This is a genomic window from Qipengyuania sp. L-5Y (genome assembly GCF_056859455.1).
The window spans coordinates 119,363-133,252 of the sequence record NZ_JBSXOM010000023.1; the positions used below are offsets into that span (position 1 = coordinate 119,363).

Consider the following 13,890-nt stretch of genomic DNA (forward strand, 5'->3'; position numbering starts at 1 on the left):
TCCAAGGCGCCAAAAAACGGATCGCCCATGCCTACCGCGCGGCGGTGCGGGTCCTGGCGCGCTGGGCTTCCATGGCCTTGTCCTCGTTGGCGCGCTTGATCACATACTGACGGATTGCCTCGACCTCGCTCTCCGACAGGGATTTGGCGAAGCTGGCCATGCCGTTTCCTTCCAGTGCCCCGCCATGGACGATCTGAACCCAGGCCTTCTGATTGTCCAGCGCGCCCGAACGCCGCAGGTCGGGAAGCTCGGTCGATCCAACCGCACCGGGAGCATGGCAAACGGCGCAATAGCGCGCATATTTGGTGCGGCCGAGTTCTATCGTAGCTGCAGTGGCGCGCGAAGGTGGCGGATCGAGCGGGGTCAGGGCAAAGTCCGGCTCTGCCGGCAACTGTTCTTTGCCCCCGAGCTTGAAGACGAGAAGCCGGCTTATGTTGCGGACCGGGCGCATGTTGTCGATCAGTTCCCCGTCGACCGACAGAGCGAAAGCGCCGCCCCATCCGGCGAGAACTGCGACATACTGCTCGCCATCAACCGAATAGGTGATGGGCGGGGCGACAACGCCCGTCTGCGCGGCGAAACGCCACAAGCGATCCCCGGTCGCGGAATTATAGGCGGCAAAATCGCTGGCCGAATTGCCCTGGAAGACAAGCCCGCCACCTGTCGCCAGGACGCCGCCGTTCCATGGGCCGGGATGTTCGACCGTCCAGCGCGGCTTCTGCGCTACCGGATCCCAGGCGACGAGGCGCCCCTTGATCGTTCCCTGCACTTCGCGCCTGATACCCAGATCGGGCGGCAGATCGCCCGCGCCCAGATCGTAGCCGATGTTGAAACCGCGGGCCCTGTCGGGTTTCCAGTTCGCTTCGGGAGAATAGAGCATCGCCGCTTCGAATGCGGGAATGTACACGAGGTTTTCGCCCGGGTCGTAAGCCATGGGATGCCAGTTATGCCCGCCAAGCGGCCCCGGCATGACCAGCGCCGGTTTGCCGGTGATGTCGATGCGCGTTTCCGGGTTCATCTGCGGCCGGCCGTCGGCGCTCATCCCGGTCGACCAGTTGAGCGGGATATAGGGTTCGGCGGAAATGAATTCGCCCGTGGCGCGATCGAGAACGTAGAAATAGCCGTTCTTCGGCGCCTGCATCAGCACCTTTCGATCCCGCCCGCCGATCTTCATGTTGGCCAGGATAATGTGCTGGGTCGCGGTGAAATCCCACGTTTCCCCCGGTGTCGTCTGATAGTGCCAGACATATTCCCCGGTATCGGGCCGGATGGCGACGATACTGGACAGATAGAGGTTGTCGCCTTCGCCGGTGCCGTCGGCGCCGGGGCTGCGATAGGCGCGGTTCCACGGGCTGCCATTGCCAACCCCGATATAGAGCAGATCGAGATCCGGATCATAGGCCATGGAATCCCACACGGTCCCGCCGCCGCCGATCCCGTCTTCGCCCGAAAGCGCATCGCCGCTCCAGGTGGACTGAGCTGCCTTCAGATATTCAGGCGCGTCATCGCCATCGTCGCCCGGCACAGTGTAAAAACGCCAGAGCTCGTGACCGTCCTTCGCATCATAGGCCGCAATATAGCCGCGTACGCCGAATTCGGCGCCGCCATTGCCGATCAGCACCTTGCCATCGATCACGCGCGGGGCGCCGGTTATGGTGTAGCTTTTGGACTGATCGACGGTGACCTTTTCCCAGACGACTTTGCCGGTATTGCGATCGAGTGCGATAAGCCGCCCGTCCAGCGTGCCGAGAAAAAGCGTGTCCCCCCAGGCGGCGAGCCCGCGATTGACCACATCGCAGCAAGCCTTCACGCCGGTTTCGCCGGGTACCTGGGGATCGTAGCTCCACAATGTCTTCCCGGTCGCGGCGTCGAAGGCGAAGACCTTGCTCCATGCGCTGGTGACGTAGAGTTTGCCGTCCATCACCAACGGGGTCGCTTCCTGCCCGCGGGCCGTGTCCATGGCGGCAAACCAGGCAAGGCCGAGCCCGGAGACGTTTTCGCGGTTTATCTGGTCGAGAGGCGAAAAGCGCTGTTCGGCATATGTGCCGCCATGCGTAATCCAGTTCGCCGGATCGTCGGCTGCATTGATCAGCCTCATATTGTCTATGCCGCCTGCCGGTTCTTCGGCCGCGCCCACACTGCATCCCGACAAGACGCCCGCAAACCCCAGCGCGGCCAGCGCCGCCCAACCGATCCCTCGCATCGCTCTCTCCCCCGGCGACATTTGCGTCGCTCTATGCAACCTATCTTGCCTCTCCAGCGAAAGCTTGTCCATACGCTGGCTAGCTGCAACAGTGCCGGACTGACGGGACAGAGGAGAGACGAACGATGTGCGACCAAGAAATGCTGGCCCGCTGGGGACGGCAGGCGATGACGCGGCGCGGTTTCGGGGCGGGCGCGATGGCAGCGGGGGCCGTGGCCTGTGCACCTGTAGAGCGGGCACCCGAAAGTTCGGCCGCGCAGAACAGAAGCGGACGCAAGGTCACTTTCGCAACACCTGCCGGCACGATGGATGGGGAATTCTTTCATCCGGCCAGCGGCATGCACCCTGCCGTAATCCTGTGGCCAGATATCGCCGGCATTCGCCCGGCCAAGCGGCAGATGGCACAGCGGCTGGCCGATGAGGGTTACGCGGTTCTGCTGGCCAACCCGTACTATCGCGACGTTGCCGGGCAGCAGTTCGAAGATTTTGCGAGCTTTGCCGCCAATGGCGGTTTCGACAAGGTCAAACCGTGGCGCAGCAAGTTCACCCCGGCGACAATCCAGACCGATGCGCGCGCCTGCGCCGAGTGGCTACTGGAACAGCCCGAAGTCGATACCGATCGCGGGATCGGAACGCAGGGCTATTGCATGACGGGCAGCTTCGCCGTGGTCGCACCTTCGGCAGACGACCACATCCAGGCGGGCGCCAGTTTCCATGGGGGAGGACTGGTGCGCGAAGACGGGCCGAGCCCGCACACCATGCTGCGCGCCGATGCGCATTACCTGATCGCCATAGCGCAGGATGACGATGCCCAGGCGCCGGACGCAAAGACCGCACTTCGCAATGCGGCGACCGCTGCCGGATGCGAAGCCGAGATAGAAGTCTATCCCGCCGACCATGGATGGTGCGTGCCGGATTCCCCCGCCTATGACCGCGAGCAGGCGGAACGGGCATGGGGCAGATTGCTTCGTCTGTATTCCGCCGCGCTTTGATGCGGCTTTCGGTCGCTCTTGCTGCTCTGGTGCTGGCGACACCGCTGGCAGCACAGGAGTTCGAGCCCGATTGCGCCGCGGCCGAGGAATTTCTCGGCAAGGCCGTTGAGCAAGGCCGCACCGTCGGTGCATCCGTGCTGATATGGCAAGGCAGCAAAGAAGCCTGCTTCGCGGCTTCCGGCGATGCTGTTCGCGAAGAGGGGAAGGCGTTTTCCCGCGATACGCTGGTGCAGGTGTTTTCGATGACGAAACCCGTCACCGGCGTCGCGCTGATGCAATTGTGGGAGAAGGGCGCGTTCGGCCTCGACGATCCGCTGCAGTGGTACCTGCCTGAGTATCAGGCGACCCGCGTTCTGACGGGCGAGCGCGAAGATGGCAGCGCCATCGTGGCACAGCCCAAACGCGCCATGACGGTGCGCGACGTGCTGCGCCATACGGCCGGTTTCAGCTACGGCCCGGGCGGCGAGCCGCAGAATGCTGCCGATCGCACATGGCAGGAGCTGGACCCGCTGAGCGCCGACAATACCCTGGCGCAGTTTTCGCAGAAGCTGGCGCAGGTGCCGCTGCTCTACGAACCGGGCACGCATTGGAGTTATTCCGCCGGGGTCGATGTGCAGGCCCGGCTGGTCGAAGTCCTCTCCGGACAGCCGTTCGACAGCTATGTGAAGCAGCATATCTTCGACCCGCTGGGCATGGCCGACAGCGGCTGGAAGCGCGACGAGGCGGACCTGGCCCGGCTCGCCCGTATTTATGTCGCGCAGGATGACGGCGCGCTGGAACCCATGCCGCGCGATGAATGGCTGAAGGCCAATTTCATGGGCAAGCCCATGACAATGGGCGGATCGGGCATCGTCACCACGGTCGACGATTACATGCGGTTTGCGCGCATGCTGCTGGGCGAGGGGGAGCTGGATGGTGTGCGCATCCTCGAGCCTGCCACGGTGCAGCTCATGGCGACCGACCACCTCGACCCGCGCATCGGGCCCGAGAACCGGAGCTGGCTGGTCGGCAAGGGGAACGGCGGTTTCGGTTTCGACTTTTTCGTCCGCACCGGGCCGCCGCTCGATGCCGAGGAAAACCGAGGCACGACCGGCGAATTCTTCTGGGACGGGCTCCCGTCCATGCTGTTCTGGGTCGATCCAGTGCAGGACATGGCCGTGGTGTTCGCGACCCAGAAAATCGATTTCGACGGCACGCTGCACCACGATATTCGCGACGCCATCTATGGTGCCGACTACACCGGGGCGAAGTAGCAACGCCGCTTTCGCTTGCCGCCAGTCCTGCGTTCGCTACGATACCCCCCGAATAGAGGAGGGTTTCCAACATGGGCGGTACGCTCGTTCTGGCGCTGATTGTTCTGGTCGCGATACTGTTCCTGATGATGGGCGTGCGCGTGGTGAAGCAGGGGTATGTCTACACCATCGAGAGGTTGGGCAAATACACACTTGCCGCCGATCCCGGCCTGCATCTGATCATCCCTTTCATCGACCGCGTGGGGCACAAGATCAACATGATGGAGCAGGTGCTCGACATTCCCGGGCAGGAGATCATCACCAAGGACAACGCCATGGTCGGCGTGGATGCGGTGGTGTTCTTCCAGGTGCTGGACGCGGGGAAGGCCGCCTATGAAGTGTCGGGCCTGCACAACGCAATCCTGGCGCTGACGACCACCAATCTGCGCACGGTGATGGGTTCGATGGATCTGGACGAAACACTCTCGAAGCGCGACGAGATCAATGCCCGTCTGCTGAGCGTAGTGGATCATGCCACCTCGCCCTGGGGCATCAAGATCACCCGCGTCGAGATCAAGGACATCCGCCCGCCGATGGATATTTCCGAGGCCATGGCACGCCAGATGAAGGCGGAACGGCTCAAGCGTGCGGAAATCCTCGAGGCGGAAGGCGACAAGACCAGTTCGATCCTTCGCGCAGAAGGCCGCAAGCAGTCGGCCATCCTCGAGGCGGAAGGCAAGCGCGAGGCACAGTTCCGCGATGCCGAGGCCCGCGAGCGGGCGGCCGAAGCCGAAGCGCGCGCTACCGAGATGGTGTCGAACGCGATCGCATCGTCCGGCAATCAGGCGATCAATTACTTCGTCGCCCAGGAATATACCAAGGCGGTCGGCAAGTTCGCCGATAGTCCCAATGCCAAGACGATCCTGTTTCCCGTCGAGGCGACACAACTCATCGGCTCGCTCGGCGGGATCGGTGAACTGATGCGGGGCGCCTTCGACAAGGCGGAGGGACCGGCCGACACGGGCACACCCATCGCCGAACCGCGCGACCGCGCCCCGGTACGCCGGCCCAGCGTCCCACCATCCAGGAACGGATAGGGGCGAGGCCATGGACGGCATCGAAACATACTGGATATGGCTGATCGTCGGACTGGCCCTGGCCGCGCTCGAGATGATCGTGCCCGGGGTCTATCTGATCTGGATGGCGATGGCGGCACTGGCGATCGCCGCGCTGGCTTTCGTTTCCGGGCCTCCGCTCGCGATGCAGATCATCGCCTGGGTATCGCTGTCGCTGATCTTCGCCTTTTCCGCCAAGCGCTGGCTGCGCGATCGGCCCATCATCTCCTCCGACCCACTGCTGAACAATCGCACCGGCAGGCTGGTGGGGGAAACCGCACTGGTGACGAAAGCGATCGAAAGCGGCTCGGGCCGGGTCAAGGTGGGAGACGGCGAATGGAACGCGCGCGGCAGCGATGCCGATATCGGCACGCGCGTACGCATCATCGGGAGCAGGGGCTCGGATCTGCTGGTGGAGCCGGTCGCCTTGCTCGACGGAAGCGCGGCGAAAGACGCCTGATCTAGACGCTCGCCCGTTCGTTGAAGCGGCCGTGCTTGCGGTACTGCACCATCCATTTATCGAGGAACAGGCTTAACGGCCGGGGCGAAATACCGAACTTGTCGAAGCCGGGGTGGTCGCCCGAAACGACATTGCCGCATTTCAGCAGTTCCCACTGGTCGCTCCCCATAGGAGTGCCGGGCAGGGCCGCGAAGATCGCCGAAATCGCATCGGGCATCGGCAGGAAGCTGCGATCGCGGTATTGCGCCTCTGCGATCGCGCGATTGATGTCCATCATGGAAAGTTGTTCCGGACCGCCGAGTTCGTAAATCTTGCCGCCGAAAACGTCGGGTTGCTCGAGCGCGCGTACGGCGGCTTCGGCCACGTCGTCGACATAGACCGGCTGCAGTTTGGCATCCGGAGCGAAAACGGGCAGCACCGGCAGGTTCGAAATCAGACCTGCAAACATGTTGATGAACTTGTCGTCCTTGCCGAACACGATGCTGGGGCGAAGGATGGTCGCTTTCGGAAAGGCCGCAAGAACCTGTTTTTCGCCCAGCCGCTTGGCTGCTGCATATTCGATTTCGGCATCTTCGTTCGGTTCGGGCGCAATCGCGCTGACATGTACGAAGGCGCGGGCGCCTGTGCTTGCAGCGGCTTCGGCCATCCAGCCGGGCGCTTCGCCCATAAGGCGGCGCAGATTGCCATCGAACGCACCGATCAGGTTTACGACCGCGTCGGCCCCGGCGATGCTACGCTCTACCGACGCGCGATCTGCCGCATTGCAGCGCGCAAACTGGATCTGGCCGAGATTGGCGAGGGGCTTCAGCTTGAAAGCCTTGTCGGGATTACGACTGGCGATGCGGACGCGCGCGCCACGTTCGAGCAGGGCCTGGGCAACGTAATTGCCGAGAAAACCGCTGCCACCCATCAGCACTACCAGCTTGCCGTTCAACGCGCCGCTTTTCGCCATGGTATTCGCCTGTATCCTCGAAGGTGGAATCGTTGCTGCGCCCCTAGCCCCAACCTTCGCTGTGCCGCAAGCGTTCCGACATGTGCGAAAGCCATTGACAGAGGAGGGCGCCCTTCGCTAGTGGCCCGCGCCTACCCGCAGCCGTGCTTCGAAGACCGGCTTTGCGACAAGTGTGCCCAGATGGCGGAATTGGTAGACGCACCGTCTTCAGGTGGCGGCGCTCGCAAGGGCGTGGAGGTTCGAGTCCTCTTCTGGGCACCATTTGTTCTTCTCACGTTCTCCCAAATAATCTATAAAACCCGCAGAAATCCTAGGGATTTGGCCCTTGGATCGTTCCGGATCGTCCCGCCTGTTCTCGGGGGTTCCAGACACTTTTGTGGGCCTTTTGAGGCCGTTTCGCAAAGGCCCAGATGAAAAGGCCCCCACATGCCGCTGACTGATACTCGCCTCCGCGCACTCAAGCCCAAGGATAAGCCGTACAAGGTAACCGATGAGCGCGGCCTATATGTCGAGGTCACGCCCACCGGAAGCAAGCTTTGGCGATTCAGATACCGGATCGGCGGTGCGCAAAAGAAGCTCTGCATCGGCAGCTATCCCGACATCAGCCTCAAGCAAGCGCGAGACGCGGCCTACGAGGCGCGACGTGCAGTTGCTTCTGGGGGCGACCCTGCCTTTGAGAAGCGGAAGCGGAAAATCCGCGCCGAGTTCCTTTCTGCTCAGACGTTCGAGGCAGTCGCACGTGAGTATATTGAGCAGATGATGGTCCAAAATGGCCGTGCCGATGGCACGATCGTCAAGGCCAATTATTTCCTCGACAAGCTTGCGCCTGCCATCGGGAACCGACCCATCAACGAGATCGAGCCGTTCGAAGTCCTGGCTCCACTCAAACGACTGGAAGCCACTGGCAAGCACGAGACCGCGAAGAAATGCCGGTCGTTCGCAGGCCGGGTGTTTCGCTATGGTGTCGCAACGACCCGTTGCAAATCCGATCCGACCAGTATGCTGAAGGGTGCTCTCGTAACGCCGAGAGCCACGCATTATGCAGCCATCCTCGAGCCCACCGAGCTAGGCGGGCTGCTGCGCGCAATCGACGACTTCACTGGCTACATGGTGACGAAGTTAGCTTTGCAGATAGCGCCGCATGTGTTCGTACGCCCCGGCGAACTCCGGCACGCCGAATGGCACGAGATCGACCTCGTCGATGGGGTCTGGAAGATCCCTGCCGGTAAAATGAAAGCGCGCCGAGCGCATGCCGTCCCGCTTTCCAAGCAGGTTAGAGGCTATCTCTCTGATCTGGGCGAGATGCTCGGCCGCGAAGGATATGTTTTCCCATCTGCGCGCAGCTCCAAGCGTCCCATGAGTGAAAACACGCTCAATGCCGCATTCCGTCGCATGGGATACTCGAAGGAAGAGGTCACCGCACACGGACTCCGGGCGACAGCATCAACATTCCTGAACGAGTCGGGACTTTGGAATCCGGATGCAATCGAGCGTGCCCTGGCACATGGCGACAGCAATGTTGTGCGTGGCATCTACCATCGCGGCAAACATTGGGACGAGCGTGTGCGGATGGCTCAATGGTGGAGCGACTACCTCGATGAGCTCCGGACAGGAGGAAAGGTCATCCAGGGCAAATTTGCGAAGGGTTGATCGAGAGAACGAATTTCTTCTCAGCCAGTGCAGGATTGAAGGCCCAGGACCAGCCCTATCAGGGACACTGACGCGAGCAAGGCGAACTCAATTCTGATGCCCCAGACCTTAAGCCACTTCCGCATCGTGCCGAGCCTCAGTTCGTAGAGCTTTGGCAGCTAAGCTGATCGAAGCGCTCAGCAATAGTCTTCCACGTTGCTATGCCTGCCTCGTCCCCTTCGTTGGATAGGCGCTGGATTTGCTGCGCGATATACGCGGTTCCCTCTTCGCCATGGTTCTTGTCGACCCAGAGCGCGACGGCCCACAATTCCTGATCGCGGTTCAGCACCATGGTTCACGTCTCCCGGTCCAGGTTCGCGCCAGGCCTTCGCTGACCAGCTGATTGCCAAGCGAGCGACCGTCGCGCGTAACAACCCGCAATTTGCGACCGTACTGATCCTCATCTCTGCTCCCGATGGTTCTCAGTTCAAAGGGCCCGCCATTGAGCAATTCGACAAGGCGGTGCGTTGCACGCATGCCGAGTTGGTACTCATAGTCGCAACGAGGCTCGCTGATCTCGGGAGTGTCGATGTCGGCAATGCGGATCTTCACGCCATCAAGCCAGAAAGTATCTCCATCCACGACGCATGTGCGCCGGATCGATCCGCAGATGTCGAATTGTGGGGAGCTCGCTTGCTGGAATAGAGTTTGAGGCTGCTGAACGTCGTTAGCAAGGCTGGCATCATGGACTGGCCAGTTGAGTGCCAGCATCCCTCCAGCAAATACAATCGCGAATGCTCCCAAACCCAATGCGATCTCCTTTCTCAGCTTCCGGCGCTTTTGTGCCTTCAACGCCTTGCGAAAGTCGAACGGCTCACCGGGGGGCTCACTCACTAGCGTTGTCCGTCTTCATTCCGCCACATGATTTCAGACAATAGCCGGAAATCAGGTAGTTTCGTCAATTGTACGTACCAATTGCTTGCCAACGTCCCAACACAGACCGGACATATTGCGGCGTTTCACCATTGTTCGGAATGCCGCGTGATCGGGAGACGGCACCTGGGCCAGCATTGTAAGCAGCCAAGGCCAGGTGGACCGCGTCGAACCGGTCCAACATGTCGCGAAGGTACCTGGCGCCACCGTCGATCGATGCAAAAGGGTCATGAGGGTTCCGGACGCCCAGTTCTCGCGCCGTGGCTGGCATAAGCTGAGCAAGCCCGGCAGCACCAGCTGGACTCACAGCCATCGGATTGAAGCGGGACTCAGCCCAGATGAGAGCACGAAGCAGATTGGTCGGAAGCCCGTAACGGCGCTCGGCCTCGGCTATTGCCGCCATATACAAGCCTTCCCGGTAGGATACGTTTGCTGGCTCGGCCTGGTAGATTGCAGGAAGATATTCCCTTGCCGGCTGCTGGTCCGTCTTCGGCGGAACGATCGCGTGCTCGAACAAGGTGAAATCCTGAGCGCGGACTTCCTGTGATGAGGTCGCGATCATTCCCAAAAAAGCTACCGATATCGCAGTCAGACGATTGAGGCAGGTCATCTCGATTTGTGCTCCATTGATTCGAATCGCAATGGAACATAAATAGAACATGAGCCTGTAGGAAAGCTGCGAATGCTTGCCTTCGGGAGAGGAGAGGAACGCTGATGAGGGGGCCACTTTGCATGCTGAGGAGCTCGCATGTCCCTGTCTATCCAAACTCATCCCAACCGGTCGCTTGTTGAGACCGCTCGCTGCATCTGTGAATCGCGAGGGGGCAAATGGTCCGGCACAAAGGGCATGGCTTGCTGCCCTGCGCATGACGACCGCACGCCCTCGCTCGGTGTGTCGATCGGCCGACAGGCTATCCTCTTCCATTGCTTTGCGGGATGCGATCAGCAGAGCGTACTTGCCGCCTTGGCGCGTGAAGGTTTCGAGGCTCCTGCGCTCTTCTCAGGGTCTAAGGCGGCTGACTTTCCCGAGCCGACCAGAACGCGCAAACCCTCGACGGCAGCGCTGAGGATCTGGCGCGATGCAGAGCGACTGTGTGCCAGTCCGGCAAAGGCATATCTTGAGAGCCGCGGCATCCTCGCCGCATCGTCGGCGCTCCGTTTCCATCCACGGACGCCGCTTGGCCCGAAAGGCCGAACCCGCTTGCTGCCGGCGATGATTGCGGCGGTCAGCCTCGACGAGGGGCCGATTGCCGTCCATCGAACGTTCCTTTCGGGCAATGCCAAGGCCGATTTCGACAAGCCGAAGCGCGCGCTCGGCTCGCTTGGTGAAGCTGCTGTCCGCCTCTTCGCTCCGGCCTCCGGCAAGCTCGGCCTCGCCGAGGGCATCGAGAGCGCGATGTCGGCCTATGCGCTTACCGGCATCCCCGTCTGGGCGACCCTGGGCAATGAGCGCTTCGGCCTCGTCAGCGTGCCGGAGAGCGTGACTGAACTCCATCTCTTCGTCGATCATGACGCTGGCGGCGAGCTGGCTGCGTCGCGTGGCCTGGCTGCCTACGAACAAGAAGGCCGGACGATCCATGTGCGCAAGCCATCCTCCCACGACACCGACTGGAACGACGAACTCACAGCATGGCTGCGCCGCAAAGCGGCGCCGTAGAGGAGAGAGGGCTTCTCGAATTCCTGATCCGGCAGAGGGCGTGTCCCGATGCCCCCATCAGGAGGACGAATTGCCATGTTTCAGTCAGACCTGTTTCCCGCCGGCGAGCAACTGTCGTCAGTGCCCCTGGCCTTCGCCATCGGCGCAAGGATTGCCGCGTTGCTTGCTTCGGGATGCCATCTAACCCGTGCCGATATCGCGGGCCTCTTCGCCGAGGAAGCCGGCGCTTTGGACTGGGGAAGCGCCTGGACCATCGATGACTACAACAACGCCCTCGAGATCGGTGCTCTGCTCTGGCTGCGAGAGTCCTCCCGCATCGATCTGGCGACAAGTGTGCACGAAGCAGAAGCGCGTTTCGACTGGCTCGAAGCAGCTCTGCCTCCACGGCACGTTCGCAGCGAAGCACAGGTCGAGCTCCAGCAGTTCTCGACCCCGCCAATGCTGACCTGGCTGATGGCAAAGGCCGCAGCTATCTCTGCGCACGACACGCTACTCGAACCGTCCGCTGGCAATGGCGCCCTCGCTCTCTGGGGCTGCCTCCAGAACGCTTCGCTGCTTCTCAACGAGATCGATCCGGCAAGACGAGATTGCCTCAGCCACATCTTCCCTGTGGCCACAATCACTACACATGACGGCGAGCTGATCGCCGATCTGCATTGCGGCCCTGTTCCCTCGGTCGTGATGATGAACCCGCCGTTCGCCCGCAGCCAGGAACGCGGCAAGGACGGCGATACCGCGCATCGCCACCTACGCAGCGCAATCCGGGCCGCCGCAAGTGGTGCAAGGATCGTCGCCATCATGCCCGACGGCTTCGATGCTTCCACTTTCGCCAAGGCACACGACGAAGCGTCGCTGCTCCTCGATGTTCGCCTGCAGCAGATGTTTCGCCGAACAGGGACAGGTATCGCCGTTCGCCTGGTCGTGTTCGACAAGACGCCGACTGCGCCTGAGTCAGCGATCACCGGAGATACCGCCGACCTGATCGGACTCCACGAGCTTATCACTGCGCTTCAGCCCCGTGCGCAGATATCGGGCAACATTCATCGTCTGCCAGTCGGCAAACCTGTGCGCCTTGTGGGCAAGACTTCGACCCAACGCACGCCGGTCCGGCCGGTGGCGCCGTTCGCAGCGACACGAGCAGCCACAGCAAATGCGATCGATCTTGCCTATTCGGTCCTCGCCGACCCCGCACCGGTGCCTGAACAGGCAGGCATCTACCTGCCTTACCGGCCCAGTCGCATCGCGTTCGAGGATGCGCCGGTCCATCCTACCCCGCTCGTGGAATCGGTCGCCATGGGTTCGGTCGCGGCACCGCAGCCCGATGTTTGCCCGCGCCTTCCCGCAGGTTGGCAGGCCGACGGCCTTTTGTCCGAAGCGCAATGCGAGACACTGGTCTACGCTGCCCAGGCATTCGCGCGCGACCTACCGGGCCAGTTCAAGGTCAGCCAGGAAGGCACCGCGCTGGAACTGTCCGAAGATGGGCACACCTATCGCCAGGGCTTCTTCCTTGGCGACGGAACCGGAGCGGGCAAGGGACGACAGATCGCAGCGGTCATCATGGACCGCTGGCTCGCTGGCGAACGCCGCCATGTGTGGATCACCAAGAACGAGGCGCTGCTCGAAGATGCACGCCGCGACTGGGAAGCGCTTGGCGGGTTGCCGCTCGATCTCCAGCCGCTCTCGCGCTGGAAACTCGGCAACCCCGTAACGATGTCCGAAGGCATCCTCTTCGTTACCTACCCGACGCTGCGCTCGGGGCGCGCCGAGGATACGCGGCTCGACCAGATCCTTGCCTGGGCGGGCGAGGAATTCGATGGCGTCATCGCCTTCGACGAAGCCCACGCCATGGCCAATGCGCTCGGGGGCTCTTCAACCCGCGGCAAGGTCAAGGGCTCCGAACAGGGCATGGCCGGCCTCAGGCTGCAGAACCATCTCCCGCGCGCCCGCGTGCTCTACGCGTCTGCCACAGGTGCCTCGGATATCGCCAATCTCGGTTACACCTCCCGGCTCGGCCTTTGGGGACCCGAGACCGCCTTTCCGACCCACGAAGCGTTCATGACCGAAATTCGCGCCGGCGGCGTCGCGGCGATGGAGCTTGTCGCCCGCGACCTCAAGGCCCAGGGCCTCTATCTCGCCCGTGCGTTGTCCTTCGCCGGGGTCGAGCACGAAATCCTCGAACACAGCCTGACCGAAGCACAGGTGCGGATCTACGATGCCTATGCCGATGCCTGGGCAATCATTCACCGCAACCTCGAAGCTGCGCTCGAAGCAACCCGCGTGGTCGACGAGGACAGCGGCGATACGCTCAATCGGAACGCCAAGGCTGCGGCGCTGTCGATTTTCGAAGGCACCAAGCAGCGCTTCTTTGCCCAGCTCCTGCTCTCGATGAAACTGCCGAGCCTCATCCCCGCGATGGACGCGGCGCTTGGCGAAGATCATTCGGTTGTCGTGCAGCTGGTCTCGACCGCCGAGGCCATGCTCGACCGGCGCCTTGCCGACCTTAGCGTGGAAGAACGCGAAGCGCTCGATATCGATCTGTCCCCGCGCGAGTATGTCTAATGTTGAGCTCAGCATTAGACGTATTCTTTGCAGTCGCAGTTTATGTCGAGCGTCGCAGCCGGAGGCGCGGGATTGCGTCGGTTCGTCATGATTTTACTCCAGATAATTACCGGTCCTTCGACCTCAACATGTCGAAGGAACCACCATGCCAACAAGAT

The 13,890-nt window shown here is 62.0% G+C and carries 12 protein-coding genes and 1 tRNA gene; 8 read left to right on the forward strand and 5 right to left on the reverse strand.

Annotated elements, in window-relative coordinates; genetic code table 11:
• Positions 1-31 precede the first annotated feature (31 nt).
• Positions 32-2,203 (reverse strand): PQQ-dependent dehydrogenase, methanol/ethanol family, encoded by a 2,172-nt coding sequence (locus AC13F2_RS04320; RefSeq protein ID WP_482964411.1) that lies wholly within the window; start codon positions 2,201-2,203, stop codon positions 32-34.
• 125 nt (positions 2,204-2,328) lie between these two features.
• On the opposite strand from AC13F2_RS04320, the gene AC13F2_RS04325 reads away from it, so the two are divergent.
• The 4 genes from AC13F2_RS04325 (at position 2,329) to AC13F2_RS04340 (ending at position 6,002) form a co-directional block, all read left to right on the forward strand.
• A complete protein-coding gene (locus AC13F2_RS04325; protein ID WP_482964412.1) occupies positions 2,329-3,195 on the forward strand; it encodes a dienelactone hydrolase family protein in 867 nt (288 codons plus the stop codon).
• The gene (locus tag AC13F2_RS04330) at positions 3,156-4,448 is read left to right on the forward strand and encodes a serine hydrolase domain-containing protein (RefSeq protein ID WP_482964413.1); all 1,293 of its coding nucleotides are present in this window, start codon (positions 3,156-3,158) and stop codon (positions 4,446-4,448) included. The genes AC13F2_RS04325 and AC13F2_RS04330 overlap by 40 nt, the downstream gene beginning before the upstream one ends.
• A gap of 71 nt (positions 4,449-4,519) precedes the next feature.
• Positions 4,520-5,524: an SPFH domain-containing protein gene (locus AC13F2_RS04335; RefSeq protein ID WP_196847526.1), complete on the forward strand. Its 1,005-nt coding sequence runs from the start codon at positions 4,520-4,522 to the stop codon at positions 5,522-5,524.
• Between the two features lie 10 nt (positions 5,525-5,534).
• The gene (locus tag AC13F2_RS04340; RefSeq protein WP_196847527.1) at positions 5,535-6,002 is read left to right on the forward strand and encodes an NfeD family protein; all 468 of its coding nucleotides are present in this window, start codon (positions 5,535-5,537) and stop codon (positions 6,000-6,002) included.
• A 1-nt stretch (position 6,003) separates the two neighbouring features.
• Here AC13F2_RS04340 and AC13F2_RS04345 read toward each other — a convergent pair whose 3' ends face one another.
• Positions 6,004-6,954 carry a complex I NDUFA9 subunit family protein gene (locus AC13F2_RS04345; protein ID WP_482964414.1) on the reverse strand — a complete coding sequence of 317 codons (951 nt, stop codon included), beginning with the start codon at positions 6,952-6,954 and terminating at the stop codon, positions 6,004-6,006.
• Between the two features lie 174 nt (positions 6,955-7,128).
• Here AC13F2_RS04345 and AC13F2_RS04350 point away from each other — a divergent pair.
• A tRNA-Leu gene (locus AC13F2_RS04350) sits at positions 7,129-7,215 on the forward strand.
• Between the two features lie 165 nt (positions 7,216-7,380).
• Complete coding sequence (locus tag AC13F2_RS04355) at positions 7,381-8,604, forward strand: tyrosine-type recombinase/integrase (protein ID WP_482964415.1); 1,224 nt, start codon at positions 7,381-7,383, stop codon at positions 8,602-8,604.
• 136 nt (positions 8,605-8,740) lie between these two features.
• Here AC13F2_RS04355 and AC13F2_RS04360 read toward each other — a convergent pair whose 3' ends face one another.
• The 3 genes from AC13F2_RS04360 to AC13F2_RS04370 form a co-directional block, all read right to left on the reverse strand.
• A complete protein-coding gene (locus tag AC13F2_RS04360) occupies positions 8,741-8,935 on the reverse strand; it encodes a DUF6961 family protein (protein WP_230292589.1) in 195 nt (64 codons plus the stop codon).
• Positions 8,926-9,477, reverse strand: coding sequence for a thermonuclease family protein (locus AC13F2_RS04365; protein WP_230292590.1), 552 nt, complete (start codon positions 9,475-9,477; stop codon positions 8,926-8,928). The genes AC13F2_RS04360 and AC13F2_RS04365 overlap by 10 nt, the downstream gene beginning before the upstream one ends.
• 64 nt (positions 9,478-9,541) lie before the next feature.
• A complete protein-coding gene (locus AC13F2_RS04370) occupies positions 9,542-10,126 on the reverse strand; it encodes a lytic transglycosylase domain-containing protein (RefSeq protein ID WP_301643123.1) in 585 nt (194 codons plus the stop codon).
• 138 nt (positions 10,127-10,264) lie between these two features.
• On the opposite strand from AC13F2_RS04370, the gene AC13F2_RS04375 reads away from it, so the two are divergent.
• Positions 10,265-11,173 carry a DUF7146 domain-containing protein gene (locus tag AC13F2_RS04375; RefSeq protein ID WP_482964416.1) on the forward strand — a complete coding sequence of 303 codons (909 nt, stop codon included), beginning with the start codon at positions 10,265-10,267 and terminating at the stop codon, positions 11,171-11,173.
• 75 nt (positions 11,174-11,248) lie between these two features.
• Positions 11,249-13,732 carry a strawberry notch-like NTP hydrolase domain-containing protein gene (locus AC13F2_RS04380; RefSeq protein ID WP_482964417.1) on the forward strand — a complete coding sequence of 828 codons (2,484 nt, stop codon included), beginning with the start codon at positions 11,249-11,251 and terminating at the stop codon, positions 13,730-13,732.
• Positions 13,733-13,890: the final 158 nt, after the last annotated feature.

Bases quoted from the DNA above. Each gene is read 5' to 3' on its own strand.
- AC13F2_RS04335 (WP_196847526.1), top strand. From the start codon at position 4,520: ATGGGCGGTACGCTCGTTCTGGCGCTGATTGTTCTGGTCGCGATACTG.
- AC13F2_RS04375 (WP_482964416.1), top strand. From the start codon at position 10,265: ATGTCCCTGTCTATCCAAACTCATCCCAACCGGTCGCTTGTTGAGACC.
- AC13F2_RS04325 (WP_482964412.1), top strand. From the start codon at position 2,329: ATGTGCGACCAAGAAATGCTGGCCCGCTGGGGACGGCAGGCGATGACG.
- AC13F2_RS04320 (WP_482964411.1), bottom strand. From the start codon at position 2,203: ATGCGAGGGATCGGTTGGGCGGCGCTGGCCGCGCTGGGGTTTGCGGGC.
- AC13F2_RS04360 (WP_230292589.1), bottom strand. From the start codon at position 8,935: ATGGTGCTGAACCGCGATCAGGAATTGTGGGCCGTCGCGCTCTGGGTC.
- AC13F2_RS04340 (WP_196847527.1), top strand. From the start codon at position 5,535: ATGGACGGCATCGAAACATACTGGATATGGCTGATCGTCGGACTGGCC.
- AC13F2_RS04370 (WP_301643123.1), bottom strand. From the start codon at position 10,126: ATGACCTGCCTCAATCGTCTGACTGCGATATCGGTAGCTTTTTTGGGA.
- AC13F2_RS04345 (WP_482964414.1), bottom strand. From the start codon at position 6,954: ATGGCGAAAAGCGGCGCGTTGAACGGCAAGCTGGTAGTGCTGATGGGT.
- AC13F2_RS04355 (WP_482964415.1), top strand. From the start codon at position 7,381: ATGCCGCTGACTGATACTCGCCTCCGCGCACTCAAGCCCAAGGATAAG.
- AC13F2_RS04380 (WP_482964417.1), top strand. From the start codon at position 11,249: ATGTTTCAGTCAGACCTGTTTCCCGCCGGCGAGCAACTGTCGTCAGTG.
- AC13F2_RS04330 (WP_482964413.1), top strand. From the start codon at position 3,156: ATGGGGCAGATTGCTTCGTCTGTATTCCGCCGCGCTTTGATGCGGCTT.